We start from the raw sequence: 17,611 nt of genomic DNA, 5'->3' as shown, positions 1-17,611 counted from the left end.
GTAAATCGTTTGCTGAGCGAAGTTATAGGATCTAAATAAAATTTTAAAGTTGATTAAGTTTATGACCTTAAATACACCATTAGTATCAGTTAATTGGCTGAATGAGAATAAAAAGGCTTCAAATTTAATTGTTTTAGATGCAACGATTAATAAAGTCATAGATTCTGATTCTTCACGAATTTTAAAAGCACGTTTTTTCGATATTAAAAAGAAATTCAGTGATGTTTCTGCACCTTTTCCTAGTACCTTACCTTCTAAAGAACAATTTCAAAATGAAGCTCAAAATCTAGGTATCAACAATGATTCTTGTATTGTAGTCTATGATGATAAAGGCATATACTCTAGTGCTAGAGTTTGGTGGTTATTTAAAGTTTTTGGATTCAATAATGTTGCTGTTTTAGATGGCGGATTACCAGAATGGACCTTAAAAGGTTTATCTATTAATGCTTATGTTGAAGAAACTTATCAAATAGGTAACATTAATGTTGACTTTAATCCAGAATTAATAACCAATTTTGATGGACTAAATCATTTTATTAAGGATCCAAATGTTTTAATTGTGGATGCAAGGTCAGAAGCGCGTTTTAAATGTTTAGTAGATGAACCTAGAGAAGGCTTAAGACGTGGCACAATTCCTAATTCTAAGAATTTACCATTCACAGATTTGATAAATGGTAATACTTTGAAGCCAATTAAGGAATTATCAGAAATCTTTAGTAATTTAGAGATAGAAAACAGAACAATGTTATTTAGTTGTGGTTCTGGTATTACAGCCTGTGTTGTTGCTTTGGCTGCCACACTTTGTAATTATATTAACTTAATAGTCTATGATGGATCGTGGACAGAATATGGAAGCTTAACCGATTAAAATAATATAACCCTTAATATGAAAACCATAGATTGGACTAAAGATGAACTTGTAGCCTACGTTTTATTATTTGCTGCAAATGCTGATTTTAAAGAATCTGAAAAAGAACGTGAATTAATAATTTCTAAAGTAGACAAGGAAACCTTTCAAGAAATTCACGAAGAGTTTGATAGAGATAACGATTATCAAGGTCTAAAAAAAATTACAACTAGTCTTGAGCAACACCTTTATAGTAAGGAGGATATTGATTTGTTATTAGAAGATATAAGAGTTTTATTTTTTGCTGATGATGATTTTGATATTACGGAACAAAATATGTTAAAGGCATTAGAGCGTTTGTTTAAAGCCATTTAAAAAAAGCCTCAAAACTTAAAACAGTAATTCTATCTTTTTAAAGACACTTAAAAGAAATTAGACTGTTTTTTCTCATAAGAATTAGATTCATTCCTAACTAACGGAAGCTAGGCTCTAATTGATACTATTTTGTTTTGAGACTTTATTTTACTTATAGATTAATGCGTTTTCCTTTCGGAAATTTGATGGAATAGGAGTGTTTTAGTTTTTCAGTTTCATTCGCTTTTAAATTCAATTTCCATTTTAAAATTCCTTTATCTTCATTGTAAATAGATGTACCTGTTTCTACATTATCAATCTTAATAGATTTGTTCTGACTTTTTGGTATTCTATCTAAAAGAGTTAACTGTACGTTAGATGTTTTATTGTTTTTAATTTCAATTTCATAAGCTTTTTGAACCACCTTATTATTACCAATAAAAGTACTCTTTTTGTAATCGTTTAGTTGTGTGCGTTTTACTACAATATTTGGATCAACGCCAAGTGAAACTGTTAAACTGTCTGTAGTTGCTGCAGGATTAATATTTGTTTTTCCAGAATAACTCCCTTCAAAATAAACATTAGCTTCTGCTGGTAACAAATTGTATTGTTCCCAATTACCAATTTTGGCTGTTAAGAAGACATTCTCGTTTAAAATAGGTGCCGCAAAATAGTTGTAAGTAGCAGGTACACTAAATTTATCTACTTCAATAACTGAAATATCGCCATCTGATGGAATGGTATGTTTTTTATCAATTTTGAAGCTGTTGTTTGTGATGCCTTCTTCAATTATATTTCCTGTTGCTGTATAATTAGTAGGTTTAACATAAGGGTTATCATCAAAATCCTGATCAATCATTTGCTGTACTTTATTATTATATTGTGCGCCAGTAAAATTTTCTTTTGTAGCGGTTCCGTAGCCAATAACAGCAACTTCATCTAAAGAATTGCTATTTTCTAAGGCAACATTCATAAGACTAGAATGTATTGGTAATTCTTCAGAATTCATACCAATATAAGAGTAAACAATTGTTTTGCCATTAGTTGTTTTTAGGGTGTATTTACCATCAAAATCGGTTTGTACACCATTTGTTGTGCCTTTTTCAATTACTGATACTCCAGGAATAGGTAATCCATCGTTGGCGGAAGTTACAATGCCTGAAATTGTTTTTACTAATGGATTGTGTTTATAATTATAACTTTTGGTTGCACGATTAGATGAATAGTTACTATAAGCGCTTATAAAGTTTAAATATTTAGGATTAACCATTGGTTTTTCATTATTTGTATTTGGATCGCTTGTGGAGAGTACTAGATTAACGTCTGTCCAATCACAACCAGAGTTTTGAAACACATGTGCTTTATATTCTAGATTAATAGGACTATTGATTTTTTCTGCTTTGAGATCATAAATAGGAAACCAACCAGCATTCTTAATATTATACTTTATTTTTAAATTTAAAGTGCTGGCAATTTCGCTGTTTAGTTTTAATTTAATCTCGCCAGTCTGCGTTTTGTCTTCAACATTAAATTCGGCTAATTGCTGTTGTATGTTTACTTCGGTTTGCTGAATATCTTTAATTTTAGAACGCGACGTATTAATGTCTGTTTTTAATTCCGTAATACGCGTTCTGTAGTAAGTTGCAAAGGACTTTAGCTTTTCTAAACTTACGACCTCATTAGCATTACCAAGTTTTTTGTTATTCTGAATTAAACCTAATTCTTCGTTATAACCAGAAATGAGATTATTTTGATATTGAATTTTTTCTTCAATTTTTTTAAGTTCATTCTGCAATGAGACAATAGAATCGCTTGGTTTTTTCTTCGTTAGATAATTTATTCCATAATTAATGGATAGAATAGTAGCCTTATCTAGCCCTGAAATCTGAATACTACTTTTTTCTATATAAGGTGATAGATTATTTAAAGTAATTATGGATTTACCTGAATTGAGTTTTACTGAAGCTTCACGATTTATTTCTGCACCATCTAAATAAACGGTTACATTTTTAATTTTTGAATTTTGCTGTTGCGAATAGCCAAATTGATTAACTATTAGAATAAAAACTAATAGACATAGAAAATTAATTGGTTTTAGTCGGTAAATCATAATCTTGAATTTTTAGTTAAAATCAAAATTAAAGAACATGACATGTTGAGTAAATTAGAAATGAGTAAGTTGAAACTTTATTGAAGTGAAACGGCTATTTCAGTTAGTAAGGCAATTACTACTTAGAGGTTATTGGCAGATATAATTGACACGTTTTAATAATTAATCATATTTAAGAGGGCTTACAACGATTTTATTGCGGCAATTCTCAAGACAGATTTATCTTTACTACATCAAAATTTGTGCTATGATACAATTCCATATTTTCCCTCATAATATTTAGAATTGAGCTTACATTTTTTGTAAAATTAATTTAGTTTTAAGTAAGTTGTTAATTTAAATTAAGCCCTTCATTTGGTTGTGAGAGGGCTTTTTTTTTTGAACTATAATTAATCTATGAATTTTGATTTCAACTCTGGAGTAGGAATCATACAAGAGTCTTTTTTACCATACCATTTATAACGATTTTTAGCAATATAATTATAAACCCAATTTCTAATAAAAGCAGGTACAATTAAGAAAATTGATAGTAGGTTGGTAGGAAAACCTAAACGACTTGCAATTAGTAGTGCAGCTGTGGATTTATAGGTTAACTTATCCTTTACAGGATTATAAAGTAGTATTGAATCTGTTTTCTCCGTATCAATATTAAACTTCTTAATAATCTCAGTTCCAATTTTACTCTCTAAAGGCGCAAATAAAAAATTGTTTTTAGAATCTCGCTTAATAACATACAAAACGCTACTGTTGCAAAGGTTGCAAACACCATCGAATAGTATGAGTTGTTTGTTATTTGTAATCTGAGTTATCACAGTGCAAAGATAAAGCTAATACCTATAATGTATTTAAAAATTCAGTTAAATCCACGTCTTTATTTAAGGCTAACTTCTTCTTTAATCGGTATTTTGATTTTAGCACACTATCTGGTAAAACATTGAGCATTGAAGCAATTTCTTTGGTTGTTAAATTCATACGTAGAAAAGATGCTAAACGAATCTCTTTTTCAGAGATGTCCTCTGCAATTGTTTTTATTTTATTGTCGAAGTCATTATGTACTTCAGAAAAATAGCTTTTAAATACTTCCCAATCTTTATCTTCAGCACTTTCTTTTTTGAGAAGCATTACAAGTCTCCGGAATTCCACTTTAAACAATTCTGGGGATTTTTTTATTTTTTCTAAATTCTCTTTTAGCTCTTGAATGAATGCACTTTTTTGAACTAGGTGAAGAGTTTGTGATGCTAATTCTTTCTTTTTAAAGGCGATTTCTTGTTTGTATATTTCTTCTTGTTTTTCGCGTTCTATTCTATTTTTCTTCATACGTTGCTTAAAACCGAAGTAGAGTAGGCCTGCAATAGCAAGTAATGAGAACATACCGATTCCATATAGTGTTTTAATTAATTTGTCATTTTCAGCTTTTATATTTAAGTTTTTTATTTCTTCTTGTTGTAAGGCTATTTCTGTTTCCTTTTTTTCGGTTTCGTGTATGGTTTGCAATTCAGAAAAACGATTATTTATTTCAGTATTGGAAATGTTATCTTCCAAATTTTTATAAATTTTGTAATATTTTAAACTACTTTCAAATTCTTCAGTTGCTTGATACGCTTGTGATAATAGTTTGTGAATTTTTGGTTTAAGTGCGTCAAGGTTATTTTTATCTGCTTCTGTTTTAGATTTATTTAGATACTTTATGGCATTACTATGCTCGTTAAGCAATATTAGACATTTACCTAGATCCATGTTTAAATGTGCTAGAGCGTAACTATCATTTAAAATAGATTGGTTACTAAGCATAGATTGGTATATTGTTTTGGCTTCATCAATTTTACCGCTCGCTATTAGAAATTGTGCTTTTCTTTCTATAGCATCATCAATAAGGCTTTGGTCTTTAAGAGAATTACTAATCTCTGATAATTCATTTATATACCTGTTGTTTTCTTCATTTTTTTCTTTGTTAGGTATTTGTAGACTAAGAATTAAATTTAGTGTACTAGCGTATTGTCTTTTTTGGTTCTCCTTTTTAAAGTATTTCAATATTTTTTTATGATAGTCAATTGCATTTATTGTATCCTTCATTTCGCCATATACACTCGCAATAACCAATCGATTTTGGTTTAAGTCCATAGACAATTTTTTAGTGGTGTATATACTTTCAGCCTTTAATGCTTTTTCTAATGCCAAATTGTAGTAGCCTTTCATTAAGAATACAATAGACTTTGAATTGTATATATCTGCAATGCCAACCATGTTATTAGCTTTAGAGTAATTTTTTTCTGCTTTATCATAATAATGGTATGCGCTATCTAATTTTCCAATCATGTTATAATCCTGTCCAATATTGCGTTCAATTCCTGCTATTTTGTTGTAGTCATTAAGTCGTGTATAAATCTTCAATGCTTTGTTGAAGTATACTTTAGAGCTGTCAAACTTATTCATATAAGAATAGGTTACAGCTTTTCGTTCAATACCAAATCCAATAATAGTATCAATTTTAAGTGCTTTACCTAGGCTTATCATATCCTTAGAGAATATTAAGGATTTCTCAATATTGTTATTAATATTTTCACTCCATAGATGATTAAGGATGTGAAACCTATCTATATCCATTTTTGATTCTGACAACGCTTTCTCTAAGCTGTCAATTTTTGTTTGCCGTTGAGCAAATATTGATGAAGAAAAACAAACTAATAAAAGAATAATAATCCGAAAAAACATATCACAAATATTTAATGATTAGCTGTAACGAAGTTAGTTAAAATTAAAGTGGCTTGGACAGCCTTAATATCTACACAATGATTTTAATTAATACCTTGTCTATGTATTGTCTATATGAATAGATATTAATTTTCTTGTTAAGGTATTGAAAATCAATTATTTGCAGTTAGTTAGATTTTTTGGGCTACATGGTAGATATATAAAATTTCGATTCCGCTGTCCATACTTTGTCCATGCCAAAAATTAGATTTTAGTGGATTTGACTTCTAGTTTTGACTCAGAAACAATTCGCAAAATTATGTATTATGAAAACAGCTATTAAAAATTTAAAATGTATTATGATGTGTACTTTACTACTCTTTGTATTTGGGTGTAGTAAAGAGGATGATGGATCTGGTGATAGTGTGATTGAAGAGGTTAACGGTATTGGTGCAGACGATTTAGAAAATTATGGAGGAGACTTAGGTTTATTAATAAACACAAGAGACTTGGTTAAAAAAGGTTATAATCCTGTAAAAGTTAATATCACAACTACAGCAATACAAGGTAATTATGACCAAGAGCTGGTTGTTGACCCATTTACAAACATAGCACAGCTAAAACTCTCAATTGATGATTTAACAGAAATTGCAGTTGATGAACTGAGAGATGGTGTTGGTCTTGAGGTTGAAGTTTTAAACCCATCAGATAACGTTATTTTATCTGAAACTTATAGTGTAGTTTCATTTGAAGAAAATGGAAACCAATTTGATATTGATGCTTCTAACTTAGAAGCAGTTTCTAACAACTTACATTTTAATGGTTATATGCGCTATTACTTACAGTTAGTTGATGCTGGTGGTAACTTTGAAAATACTATTGTATGGAAACCTGGAAGTGGTGATGATGGAAGTCTTAGGCTTGAAGAACGAACATCTTCTTTTAATCGAGGTATAACAAGTGAGCAATTTTATATATATCAATATCAAAACGAGGATAATACAGTTGCTGTTTATTCTGCTATAACCAATCGTTATTTAAGGATTGGGGAATCAACAAGAACATTTAGACAATCTGGTGCTTATTCCTTTCCATCTACGAATCCTAATTCTTTAGGCGCGGATTTAAAATTTATAGTTAAGAAAGAATCTAATGGTTTATATACTATCAGAGGTGCTTCTGATAATAAACCATTGAGAAGGATCGCAAATGGTTCTGATATGAATTGGCACACTAACGATAATGGTACCATTCAGTATTTTAGAATAATTAGTTTAGATATTGAATGGCAAGTCACTCAATTAGATACCGAATATTTACAACCAATTATGCCTGCGGTTGTAACCTCTTTTGGTTTTAACAGTACCTTAAAAAATTGCGGATCAGGAAACCTAGAGCAACAAGTAGGAATTGAAAAAGACGTTACGACTACATACACAAATGCATTTTCTGAAACTATTGGTTTAAGTTCTAGAGTTACTACAAATGTTGATGTTACTGTAAGTGCAACTGCAGGAGCCAGTTTTTTTGGTAATGGAGGTTCTGTAACCGCTGAAGCATCGGCAGGATTGGAAGTTTCAACAGAAGCCAGTACATCATCTACAGTCTCAGCTGAAGAATCGGTTTCAGATACAAACACCTTCTTTTCAAATAGAATTGTGACAGTACCAGCAGGTAGCGCTTCATTGGTTTATGATGCTTACCAAACATATTCTAACGTTAAAATGCCTTATGTAAAACGCTTAAGATTAACAGGTAATCATACCCAAGGCCCAGAGTCTATGTCTGGATTTGAAATTGCCACACAGCTCGAAATTTCAAATTTTTTAGGTGTAATTACTAATATAGGTTCAGATTTTGTAGAGGTTACCATAAAAGGTAACATGTATTTAAATAATATTGTTGATTCAGTAACCGAGGTAAGAGATGTTGCAGCGAATTGTAACTAATATTGCTAGCAATTCTTGAAAAACGATGGCGTTATTGCCATCGTTTTTTTTATTTTTTAGCCTCAACCAATTCTAATTGGTCTAAGCTAACGTTAGTGGTAAACATGCCATAATTAACATTGGCTTTGCCTTTTTCTATAGAATCTATGCTACCAATGGCTCTTCCATCTTGCATACGTACACGATCCCCAATTTTTAAAATTGGTTTTGGTTTTTCTACTTTTACGTCTTTCTTTTTAGTCGCTTTTTTCTTTTTTCGTATAACTTCAACTTTCTTTTCTGCTTCAGCTTTTACTTGACGTTCTTTATGTTTCTCAGCACGTTTTTGTTTTGCTGAAAGCTTTTTTCGTTTTGAATTTTCTATTTGTACCAAACGGAATAATTCCGCCATTAATTCGCGCTTCTTTTTGTCTTCAAAATACTTTTCAGAGATGTCGTTGACTTTCTGACCTAAGTAAATTAAGCGTTGGTTAGAATCGTATAACTCTTGAAAGTTCTCTAATTTCTTTTGCACCTTAGCATTAATTTCTTCTAATTTATCTGCTTCTGAAATTTTCTTTTTTTCGTTTTCTTTAAGTGAACGTTCTGTACGTTCTAATTTGCTGCGTTCTTTCTGTAGCTTTGCTATAGTAGCATCAAACCTAACTTTGCCACGTTCTATCTTCTTTTTAGATTTATTGATTAGGCTATACGGAATGCCATTCTTTTGTGCGACTTCAAAAGTGAATGAACTTCCGGCTTGCCCAACGGCCAATTTGTACATTGGCTCTAGAGTACGCTCATTAAAAAGCATGTTGGCATTTTCAATATGAGGTAACTCATTAGCGAGCAACTTTAGGTTTGAATAATGCGTAGTTATAATTCCAAAAGCCTCACGCTCGTAAAAGACTTCCAAAAACGTTTCAGCTAAAGCACCTCCTAATTCGGGATCACTTCCAGTTCCAAACTCATCTATTAAAAACAAGGTTTTATTATTACACTTTTTCAGGAAATAATTCATTTGTTTTAAGCGATAGCTGTAGGTACTTAAATGATTTTCTATGGACTGGTTATCGCCTATATCACTTAAAATTCTATCAAATAAACATACGTAGCTTCGCTCATGGACAGGAATTAACATACCACTTTGTAGCATGGTTTGTAATAAGCCAACAGTTTTAAGTGTAATACTTTTTCCACCAGCATTTGGGCCAGAGATAACAATAATTCTGCTATCTTTTTTTAGGCCAATAGTTTGCGGAAATGTTGTTTCACCTTTTTCTTTATTGTTTAAATAGAGTAGAGGATGATAAGCATCGCGCAAATGCATACTGCGTTCCTTTGAGAATTCTGGTAAAATAGCATCCATGCTTTGTGCATATTTTGCTTTGGCAGAAATGAGATCTATTTGTGTTAAAAAGGACTGATAATCTTTAAGAAGTGGCAAAAACATACGAATGTAACCGGTTAGTTCTTTTAAGATTTTTATGACCTCTTCTTTTTCCTCATATTCTAAATTGTTGAGTTCTCTGGTATGTTGCAACGTAGTTTCTGGCTCAATGTAAACAATGCTTCCGGTTTTGCTTCCACCCATTATGGCACCACGTACTTTTCTGCGATACATTGCTTTTACAGCTAGTACACGTTTGTTTTCTACCACAGATTCTCTAATGTCGTCTAAATAATCTAAGTTGTGATAGGTGTTTAAAGCCGAAGAAAAACTACTATTTATTTTGCCTTTGAGTTGATTTATAGATTTACGTAATTTGGATAAAAGGGGAGAAGCGTTGTCTTTTATATCTCCAAAACGGTCCACAACAGCATCAATTTGTTCTATTATAGTCGTATTGATTTCTATAGGCTGGCTGTAAGTGTATAATTTAGGATAATACTCTTCAAACTTCTTTAAAAACTTTAAAATAGTATTTACAGTTAGTGACATGCTTACTATTTTCTGTAAGCTAGAAACCTCGAGATAAGTATTCTCTATTTTAAGTAATTTTAATTCTTTGGCAATAGTTTCAAATCCATGATTAGGAATTCTATTTTCATTTTCAAAAGATGATAGGTATTCATTAACATACGCCAGTTCTAACTTTAAATGTTCTTCTTCCTTAAATGGAAGAATAGCAAGCACAGCTTCTTTTCCTAGAGCTGTTAATGTATGTCTGCTAATTTGATCTAAAACTGTAAAAAACTCAAGGTCTTTTAGTGTTTTTTCATGAATATTTATCATGTAATTATCTTTCTTTTTTAAAGCCTTACAAATTTAGGGTAAAAGAGGCTATATGCCTAATACTGCAAAGTGCTTTTGTTCTATCTATAATTATTATAGATGTTTCTTTATTTTTGAATTTTAATTAGAACCTTTTATGAACTTAAAAATTGATAATAGCTGGAAAAAACATCTTCAACCAGAATTTGATAAACCTTATTTTAAGGATTTAATGGATTTTGTTGCGCATGAATATCAAAATCATGAGTGTTTTCCGCCAGAACCTGAAATCTTTAATGCCTTTAATCAATGTGATTTTAATGACCTAAAGGTGGTTATTATTGGTCAAGACCCTTATCACGATGTTGGTCAAGCTAATGGATTATGCTTTTCTGTAAATGATGGTATAAAGCATCCACCTTCATTGGTCAATATATTTAAAGAACTTGAAACCGATTTAAAAATTCCCTACCCTAAAAGAGGTAACTTAATGCCTTGGACTAAACAAGGTATTCTATTATTAAATGCCACACTAACAGTTAGAGCTCATAAAGCTGGTAGTCATCAAAAACAAGGATGGGAAACTTTTACAGATGCTGTAATTAAAACAATCAATGATGAAAAAAGCAATGTGGTTTTTTTACTTTGGGGCGGATTTGCTAAGAAAAAAATAAAACTAATAGACACTACAAAACATATAGTTTTACAAAGCGGTCATCCTTCACCTTTAAGTGCGAATAGAGGGTATTGGTTTGGTAATAAATGTTTTAGTGAAACTAACTCCCAGTTGCTGCAAGTTGGCCAGCATCCAATTGTTTGGTCTTTAGCTTAGCATGTTTAGTTTGAAGCGTAACATTTTTCTTTACCTTTAAATACGGAGGAATTCTATTATCTGCTTTTTTAGGTGTTTTGTTACAGCTAAATACCAATAACAAAAAATTCAATGCGACTAGAGAAGCTAGAATAATTGCTATTGTTAATATCATATTAGGTTAATTACTTGATTGGTTGTAAGCATGTGCTTACTTCAAATATAAATAAATTTTTGAAATATTAAAACATATAGCTAGAAACAGTTTTAATTTAGTTGATTTATTCTCAGAAATCAAGCGGTATGAAAAGAAAAAAATGAATAATCAATACATTATTTTAAATTTTATGTATTAAATCTAGATAGTCTACTTTTTTAGGAATAATGTTTAAATCGAATAATTGGTTCTGAACATTATTTATAGTGTCTTCAGTCATTACGGTTTGCGACCACTCAGTTAAAGACAACCACTCTTGCACATCTTCTAATTCTTGTTCGTATCTATTGGCTATAGTTTTATCTATACTAGGAATTGATTTAAACTCAGAAGTTGTTTGATTAATGATGTCTAATATAGTTTTTAAAGTATCTCCATCGTTTTCAATAAAGTCTTCACGTACAGCAATAACAAAACAAGGCCAAGGTGTTGGGAAATTTGCAATACGTCTAAATATGCCATCGTCTACAATAGGCTTTGTGGTAAATTTTTCCCACATAAAATAATCTGCTTTACCTTCTGTAAGACCTCTCACAGCGCCATCTAAGTTTTTTATAACTTCAAAATTGAGATCTTTTTCTAAATCCCAATTATTATTTTTGGCATTGATGTAAGCCATAAGATGAGAGCCAGATCCATATCTACTAATAGCCGCTCTTTTACCTTTAATATCTTCTACGGTTTTAAAGCTTGAATCTGCAGCCACATGAATTCCCCAATTTAATGGCGACTCTACAAATGTTTGAACAATTTTTGAAGGATTTCCATCAATAATATCCTTTATAACACCTTCTGTTAAGATCACTGCCATATCAATTTCTCCAGACCTAAGTGCTTTGCACATTGCACCTGTTCCTCCATGATAATCGTGCCATCTTAAATTGATGTCTTGATCTTTGTATTCCCCATTTTTCAATGTTAAGTACCAGGCGAAATTAAAATGTTCTGGTACGCCTCCAATATTTACTTTTTTCATTTTATGCTGAACTAGCTTCTGTGTTTTCTCCACTAAGAAGAAGTTTTTTATATATTAACAATACGCTCTAAAGCATATTTTATCAGTTTTTCTACTGTTTTTTTAGGGTCTTTACTAAAATCACCATTTGCTCTATTTGCTATTATCGCATTTAAAGACAATGCCTCATGACCTAACAATTTTGAAAGTCCATAAATTACAGAAGTCTCCATTTCAAAATTTGTAATTCTAAAATCTTTATAACTAAAGTTATCTAATTTTGAATTAAGACCAGCATCTTGAAGAGGTAAACGTAAAACTCTGCCTTGAGGGCCGTAGAAACCACCAGCTGTTCCGGTCATTCCTTTAAAGATTTTATCGCCCTCAAAATATTTTTCTAGATATTTACTATTATTAATAATAATTGGTCTGGCTTTATTCTTATCCCAATTAGTATGTTTTATAAATTCATCTTCAATCTCAGGATTACTAATACCTTCAATTTGATAAAAGTGTAACATACCATTGATATCTAATGCATGTGTGCTAATTAAAAAAGCATCTACAGGAATATCATTTTGTAAAGATCCTGATGTACCAATTCTAATAATGTTAAGACTCGATAATTCAGTTTTAGGTTTCCTAGTTTTAAGGTCTATATTAACTAAAGCGTCTAATTCATTTAAAACAATATCAATATTATCTGGACCAATACCTGTAGAAATAACAGTAATACGTTTGTCTTGATAATAACCTGTTTGTGTTTTAAATTCGCGCTTTTGTGTACTAAATTCTATGCTATCAAAATGTTTTGTGATTTTCTCAACTCTATCTTGATCACCGACAAAGATTATAGTATCTGAAATATCTTCAGGTTTCAGGTTTAAATGATAAACACTACCATCAGGATTTAATATTAATTCTGAATCTTTAATCGACATTTTTAATTGTTTTAATTAATTTATTTTCTTCAACATTAAACTGATATGCCAATCGATTTACACCACCATAGTCCATGTCATTATTTATTTCTGATGCAAAATTATGTTGTTTTAGTAGAGCTTCATGACCTTTTCTAGTCAATTTAACGCCATCGTCTTCCACTGAATAGAATAGTGCAAGTTTCTCAATTTTCCGTTCTAATTGAAGGTCTCCATATCCATAATAACCTTGATAATTGAGACAATACACAAGTAGGTGATTTAAAGATTTAATATCATTCTCGTTTATAATCTTTAAAATATTTCCTTCTATTGTGCCTAAGCCACTTTTTTGGTCTGGAAAACGTTTTAAATGCGCTTTTAGACAATTGCTCATATATTTAAAGCTAGACTTTGTAACTATGTATGGTTTTAAAATGTTATGGTCTTTACCGCAATATGTTCGCCATAAGGCAATTGCTAAATCTATATCTTCTTGAGTAAGTAAAACCTTATTAGCGTAGTGCGCTTTTAATTGGCCAGAGCTTAATTCAGCTAACCCTTTTAAACTGTTTTCTCCTTTAATTCTTCCGCTACAAATAAGGTATAACGGTTTTTTAATTTCTTTTTGATGCAATAAATTAATAACACCAAGTAAATTTATATGGCAAAATAAATCGTACTCGAACCAAAGATTAATTTCATCATATTGTTCAATATGATCTAACTTTACTAGCTCTTTTTGAAGTTCTTTTTCGTTAACTTCAATATCATAATAAGTTTTTAAAAATTCTCGTCTAAGATCAAAAAACTCTTTAGAATCTATTTTTGGTATGGTTGGTCCTTCACATAGTATTTCTTGCCATGTGAGTATTTCTTCAGTAAAATCGAGTTCTCTCAAGTAGTCTGTAAGTGCGTTACCGTTTGTGATATGCAATGCATTTTTTGTCATATAGATTAGCCTCCAACTCGTTTTACATTAAATCCTTTTTCTTCTAGCATTGCCATAATTTTATCTCTGTAATCACCTTGAATTATGATTTTATCATCTTTAAAACTTCCACCCACACTGAGTTTAGTTTTTAATTCTTTGGCTAATTTTTTAAAATCTTCTGTAGCTCCTGTATAACCTTCTAATATGGTAATAGGTTTGCCTTTTCGTTTTTCGTATTTACAGATTATAGGATCATCTTGTAACCAAAGGTTATCTTTAGAATCTTTAGATTGGTCTGAAGGTTCTGGTGTATGATCTGGAAACAGATTTTTTAATTGGTCTTGTAAATCCATTTTTTAAGTCTTCTGTTTTTAGTCTCAGTCTTCAGTCTCAGTTAATATTATTTGACTACAAACTGAGACTGAATACTACTTCTTTATAAGTCCTAATTCAATTAAACGTTCATTTAAGAATTCACCAGCCGTAATATCTTCAAATTGTTTTGGATTCTCTTCATCAATACAACTTTCTAAAACATCTAATTTCATCTCACTAATTGGATGCATAAAAAATGGCATAGAATATCGAGATGTTCCCCAAAGCTCTCTTGGTGGATTTATGACACGATGTATTGTTGATTTTAATTTATTGTTAGAATGCCTAGATAACATATCACCAACATTTATCATTAATTCATCTGGCTCAGCAATAGCATCAATCCATTCACCATCATGACGTTGCACCTGTAATCCACGTCCTTGAGCTCCCATTAATAAAGTAATTAAATTAATATCACCATGTGCTGCTGCTCTAACAGCATTTTTAGGCTCTTTGGTAATTGGAGGATAGTGTATTGGTCTTAAAATTGAATTACCATTATGAATATAATTATCGAAATAAGTTTCTTCTAAATTCAAATATAAAGCAAGTGCTCTTAATACGTATTTTGCTGTTTTTTCTAGCATTTGGTAAGTTTGTTTACCTACCGTATTAAACTCTGCTAGTTCATTTACTGTAACATTTTCAGGATATTCTTTACGTCGTTCCTCATCATCTTCAACATATTGACCAAAATGCCAAAACTCCTTTAGATCACCTTCTTTTTTACCTTTAGCACTTTCTTTACCAAAAGATACGTAACCACGTTGACCACCAATACCAGGAATTTCATAACTTTCTTTAACCTCAATTGGTAGATTAAAAAAGTTCTTTACTTCGTCATATAAATTATCAACTAAGGTGTCATCTAAAAAATGGCCTTTTAAGGCAACGAAACCTATATCTTCATATGCTTTTCCTATTTCATCTATAAACTTTTGCTTACGTTTTGGATCTTCAGAAATGAAATCCTTTAAATCTACGCTAGGTATTCTATCCATTGGATTAATATTTAAATTTTTGTCAATATACAAAGTTAACAATAATAGTGTAAAATTTTAGGTCGATTTTATTGACAATTTAAAGCCTATTGTGGTTTATTGAATCTATTTTAATTACATTTGATTCATTACTATCAATTACGATTTATGCCAACAATCACTAAAAGTATCATCACCTACGACAAGAGAAATCTCAATACTGAAGCCTTATTAGAACTTTATTATAATATGCTTAAACCGCGTTTAATAGAGGAGAAAATGCTCATTCTATTACGACAAGGAAAAGTGTCTAAATGGTTCTCTGGTATAGGACAAGAAGCAATTTCTGTTGGTGTAACTATGGCTCTAGAACAAGATGAATATATTCTGCCAATGCATAGAAATCTAGGTGTTTTTACAACTAGAAAAATTCCTTTACATCGTTTATTTTGTCAATGGCAAGGTAAAGCTAGTGGTTTTACAAAAGGTAGAGATCGCTCCTTTCATTTTGGAACACAAGACTATAATATTGTTGGAATGATATCGCATTTGGGACCTCAAATGGGAGTAGCAGATGGCATAGCCTTGGCTAATTTGTTGAAGAATAATGGTAAGATTACAGCTGTTTTTACTGGAGAAGGTGGGACGAGTGAAGGCGATTTTCATGAAGCTTTAAATGTAGCGTCTGTTTGGCAATTACCTGTTATATTTTGTATTGAGAATAATGGTTATGGATTGTCTACGCCAACCAACGAGCAATACCATTGCAGAAACTTAGCGGATAGAGGAAAAGGATACGGTATTGAATCGTTTATTTTGGATGGTAATAATGTAATAGAAACATATACTAAAGTTCAAAAATTAGCAGAAAGTATAAGAAAAAGACCAAGGCCAATTTTAATAGAATTTAAAACGTTTAGGAGAAGAGGACATGAAGAGGCTAGTGGTACCAAATATGTTCCTAAGGAGTTAATGGATGCTTGGGAAGCAAAAGATCCTATTGAGAATTTTAGAAGTTTTTTATACAGTAAAAAGATTTTAACACCGTCAATTGATGATGCTTACGTTGCTGAAATTAAAGCAGAAATTGATAGTGCTTTAGAATCTGCAAATGCGGAACCAGCTATTATACCTAATGAGAATACTGAGTTAAATGATGTTTTTAAACATTATGATTATGAAAATTTTAAGCCGAATGATTCTGTCGAAGATTTAAGGTTTATCGATGCTATTTCGCAAGGGTTAAAGCAATCTATGGAGAGACATAATGATCTGGTAATTATGGGTCAGGATATTGCGGAATATGGAGGTGTTTTTAAAATCACAGAAGGCTTTGTTGAAGCTTTTGGAAAAGACCGTGTTAGAAACACACCAATTTGCGAATCTGCAATTGTAGAAACTGCTATGGGTTTATCTATATCAGGTATTAAATCTGTTGTTGAAATGCAATTTGCAGATTTTGTAACTTCTGGTTTTAATCCGGTTGTTAACTATCTAGCAAAATCTTATTATAGATGGCAACAAGAAGCGAACATTGTGCTTAGAATGCCATGTGGTGGAGGTGTTGCGGCAGGTCCTTTTCATTCTCAAACTAATGAAGCTTGGTTTACAAAAACACCTGGATTAAAAGTTGTGTATCCAGCTTTTCCGTATGATGCAAAAGGTTTGTTGGCTACAGCCATTAATGATCCTAATCCTGTATTGTTTTTTGAGCATAAAGCGTTGTACAGAAGTATAAGACAAAATGTGCCAACCGATTATTATACCATTGAATTTGGAAAAGCAGCTATGCTATCATTAGGTAATGCTGTAACCATTATTACTTATGGTGCTGCTGCACATTGGGCGCTAGAAACTTTAGAAAATAATCCAAACATTTCTGCAGATTTAATTGATCTAAGAACTCTACAACCCTTAGATAAGGAAACCATTTTAAACTCAGTAAAAAAGACAGGACGAGCAATTATATTGCAAGAAGATTCTTTGTTTGGCAGTATATCTAGTGATATATCTGCGCTGTTAATGGAAGAATGTTTTCAATATTTAGATGCTCCAGTAAAACGTGTAGCTAGTATGGAAACACCCATACCGTTTATTGGTCAATTAGAAGATCAATATATGGCTAAAGGAAAATTTGAAACGGCTTTATTAGAATTACTAGACTACTAAGCGCACATTAGTATTAGTAGATAAAAAACCAATTTTGGTAGATAAATATTTTAGTTAGGTATAATATATTCTCGATAGACTCCCATGATTCATTATTTTTAG

The 17,611-nt window shown here is 31.2% G+C and carries 14 protein-coding genes; 5 read left to right on the top strand and 9 right to left on the bottom strand.

Annotated features, from left to right (window positions below):
- The first annotated feature begins 61 nt into the window (after positions 1-61).
- Together ACJBCC_RS14055 and ACJBCC_RS14050 are read left to right on the top strand one after the other, a co-directional pair.
- Positions 62-868, top strand: a complete 807-nt coding sequence (locus tag ACJBCC_RS14055) for a sulfurtransferase (RefSeq protein WP_407557542.1) — start codon at positions 62-64, stop codon at positions 866-868.
- Between the two features lie 18 nt (positions 869-886).
- The gene (locus ACJBCC_RS14050; protein ID WP_407557541.1) at positions 887-1,222 is read left to right on the top strand and encodes a hypothetical protein; all 336 of its coding nucleotides are present in this window, start codon (positions 887-889) and stop codon (positions 1,220-1,222) included.
- 151 nt (positions 1,223-1,373) lie between these two features.
- Here the strand turns inward: ACJBCC_RS14050 and ACJBCC_RS14045 are convergent, their stop codons facing one another.
- The 3 genes from ACJBCC_RS14045 to ACJBCC_RS14035 all read right to left on the bottom strand — a co-directional run bounded on the left by ACJBCC_RS14045 (position 1,374) and on the right by ACJBCC_RS14035 (position 5,930).
- On the bottom strand, positions 1,374-3,311 hold the full coding sequence (locus tag ACJBCC_RS14045) for a mucoidy inhibitor MuiA family protein (RefSeq protein ID WP_407557540.1): 1,938 nt from the start codon (positions 3,309-3,311) through the stop codon (positions 1,374-1,376).
- Between the two features lie 389 nt (positions 3,312-3,700).
- Positions 3,701-4,123, bottom strand: coding sequence for a thiol-disulfide oxidoreductase DCC family protein (locus ACJBCC_RS14040; protein ID WP_407557539.1), 423 nt, complete (start codon positions 4,121-4,123; stop codon positions 3,701-3,703).
- A 22-nt stretch (positions 4,124-4,145) separates the two neighbouring features.
- Positions 4,146-5,930 (bottom strand): hypothetical protein, encoded by a 1,785-nt coding sequence (locus ACJBCC_RS14035; RefSeq protein ID WP_407557538.1) that lies wholly within the window; start codon positions 5,928-5,930, stop codon positions 4,146-4,148.
- A 398-nt stretch (positions 5,931-6,328) separates the two neighbouring features.
- Between ACJBCC_RS14035 and ACJBCC_RS14030 the strand changes: the two genes are divergently transcribed.
- Positions 6,329-7,951 carry a hypothetical protein gene (locus ACJBCC_RS14030; protein ID WP_407557537.1) on the top strand — a complete coding sequence of 541 codons (1,623 nt, stop codon included), beginning with the start codon at positions 6,329-6,331 and terminating at the stop codon, positions 7,949-7,951.
- Between the two features lie 49 nt (positions 7,952-8,000).
- Here the strand turns inward: ACJBCC_RS14030 and ACJBCC_RS14025 are convergent, their stop codons facing one another.
- A complete protein-coding gene (locus ACJBCC_RS14025) occupies positions 8,001-10,166 on the bottom strand; it encodes an endonuclease MutS2 (RefSeq protein WP_299099844.1) in 2,166 nt (721 codons plus the stop codon).
- 136 nt (positions 10,167-10,302) lie between these two features.
- On the opposite strand from ACJBCC_RS14025, the gene ACJBCC_RS14020 reads away from it, so the two are divergent.
- Positions 10,303-10,977 carry a uracil-DNA glycosylase gene (locus tag ACJBCC_RS14020; protein ID WP_407557536.1) on the top strand — a complete coding sequence of 225 codons (675 nt, stop codon included), beginning with the start codon at positions 10,303-10,305 and terminating at the stop codon, positions 10,975-10,977.
- Positions 10,978-11,294: 317 nt separating this feature from the next.
- Here the strand turns inward: ACJBCC_RS14020 and ACJBCC_RS14015 are convergent, their stop codons facing one another.
- The 5 genes from ACJBCC_RS14015 to ACJBCC_RS13995 all read right to left on the bottom strand — a co-directional run bounded on the left by ACJBCC_RS14015 (position 11,295) and on the right by ACJBCC_RS13995 (position 15,361).
- Positions 11,295-12,149, bottom strand: a complete 855-nt coding sequence (locus tag ACJBCC_RS14015) for a substrate-binding domain-containing protein (RefSeq protein WP_407557535.1) — start codon at positions 12,147-12,149, stop codon at positions 11,295-11,297.
- Positions 12,150-12,196: 47 nt separating this feature from the next.
- Positions 12,197-13,069 carry a nucleoside phosphorylase gene (locus ACJBCC_RS14010; RefSeq protein WP_407557534.1) on the bottom strand — a complete coding sequence of 291 codons (873 nt, stop codon included), beginning with the start codon at positions 13,067-13,069 and terminating at the stop codon, positions 12,197-12,199.
- Positions 13,059-14,000: a DUF1835 domain-containing protein gene (locus ACJBCC_RS14005; RefSeq protein ID WP_407557533.1), complete on the bottom strand. Its 942-nt coding sequence runs from the start codon at positions 13,998-14,000 to the stop codon at positions 13,059-13,061. Before ACJBCC_RS14005 ends, ACJBCC_RS14010 begins: the two co-directional genes overlap by 11 nt.
- 5 nt (positions 14,001-14,005) lie before the next feature.
- Positions 14,006-14,335, bottom strand: coding sequence for a translation initiation factor (locus ACJBCC_RS14000; protein WP_299099853.1), 330 nt, complete (start codon positions 14,333-14,335; stop codon positions 14,006-14,008).
- Between the two features lie 75 nt (positions 14,336-14,410).
- Positions 14,411-15,361 (bottom strand): isopenicillin N synthase family oxygenase, encoded by a 951-nt coding sequence (locus ACJBCC_RS13995; RefSeq protein WP_299099855.1) that lies wholly within the window; start codon positions 15,359-15,361, stop codon positions 14,411-14,413.
- A gap of 147 nt (positions 15,362-15,508) precedes the next feature.
- Between ACJBCC_RS13995 and ACJBCC_RS13990 the strand changes: the two genes are divergently transcribed.
- A complete protein-coding gene (locus ACJBCC_RS13990) occupies positions 15,509-17,509 on the top strand; it encodes a dehydrogenase E1 component subunit alpha/beta (protein WP_299099857.1) in 2,001 nt (666 codons plus the stop codon).
- Positions 17,510-17,611: the final 102 nt, after the last annotated feature.

Source organism: Winogradskyella sp. 4-2091 (genome assembly GCF_045765065.1).
In the GTDB taxonomy this organism is placed as follows: Bacteria; Bacteroidota; Bacteroidia; order Flavobacteriales; family Flavobacteriaceae; genus Winogradskyella.
Note: the sequence above shows the minus strand (reverse complement) of the source record. Positions and strands in the feature narration are given on the sequence as shown.

Excerpts from the sequence above, each read along its gene's own strand:
- ACJBCC_RS14055 (WP_407557542.1), top strand. The coding sequence starts at position 62 with ATGACCTTAAATACACCATTAGTATCAGTTAATTGGCTGAATGAGAAT.
- ACJBCC_RS14050 (WP_407557541.1), top strand. The coding sequence starts at position 887 with ATGAAAACCATAGATTGGACTAAAGATGAACTTGTAGCCTACGTTTTA.
- ACJBCC_RS14045 (WP_407557540.1), bottom strand. The coding sequence starts at position 3,311 with ATGATTTACCGACTAAAACCAATTAATTTTCTATGTCTATTAGTTTTT.
- ACJBCC_RS14030 (WP_407557537.1), top strand. The coding sequence starts at position 6,329 with ATGAAAACAGCTATTAAAAATTTAAAATGTATTATGATGTGTACTTTA.
- ACJBCC_RS14025 (WP_299099844.1), bottom strand. The coding sequence starts at position 10,166 with ATGATAAATATTCATGAAAAAACACTAAAAGACCTTGAGTTTTTTACA.
- ACJBCC_RS14020 (WP_407557536.1), top strand. The coding sequence starts at position 10,303 with ATGAACTTAAAAATTGATAATAGCTGGAAAAAACATCTTCAACCAGAA.
- ACJBCC_RS14015 (WP_407557535.1), bottom strand. The coding sequence starts at position 12,149 with ATGAAAAAAGTAAATATTGGAGGCGTACCAGAACATTTTAATTTCGCC.
- ACJBCC_RS14010 (WP_407557534.1), bottom strand. The coding sequence starts at position 13,069 with ATGTCGATTAAAGATTCAGAATTAATATTAAATCCTGATGGTAGTGTT.
- ACJBCC_RS14005 (WP_407557533.1), bottom strand. The coding sequence starts at position 14,000 with ATGACAAAAAATGCATTGCATATCACAAACGGTAACGCACTTACAGAC.
- ACJBCC_RS14000 (WP_299099853.1), bottom strand. The coding sequence starts at position 14,335 with ATGGATTTACAAGACCAATTAAAAAATCTGTTTCCAGATCATACACCA.
- ACJBCC_RS13995 (WP_299099855.1), bottom strand. The coding sequence starts at position 15,361 with ATGGATAGAATACCTAGCGTAGATTTAAAGGATTTCATTTCTGAAGAT.
- ACJBCC_RS13990 (WP_299099857.1), top strand. The coding sequence starts at position 15,509 with ATGCCAACAATCACTAAAAGTATCATCACCTACGACAAGAGAAATCTC.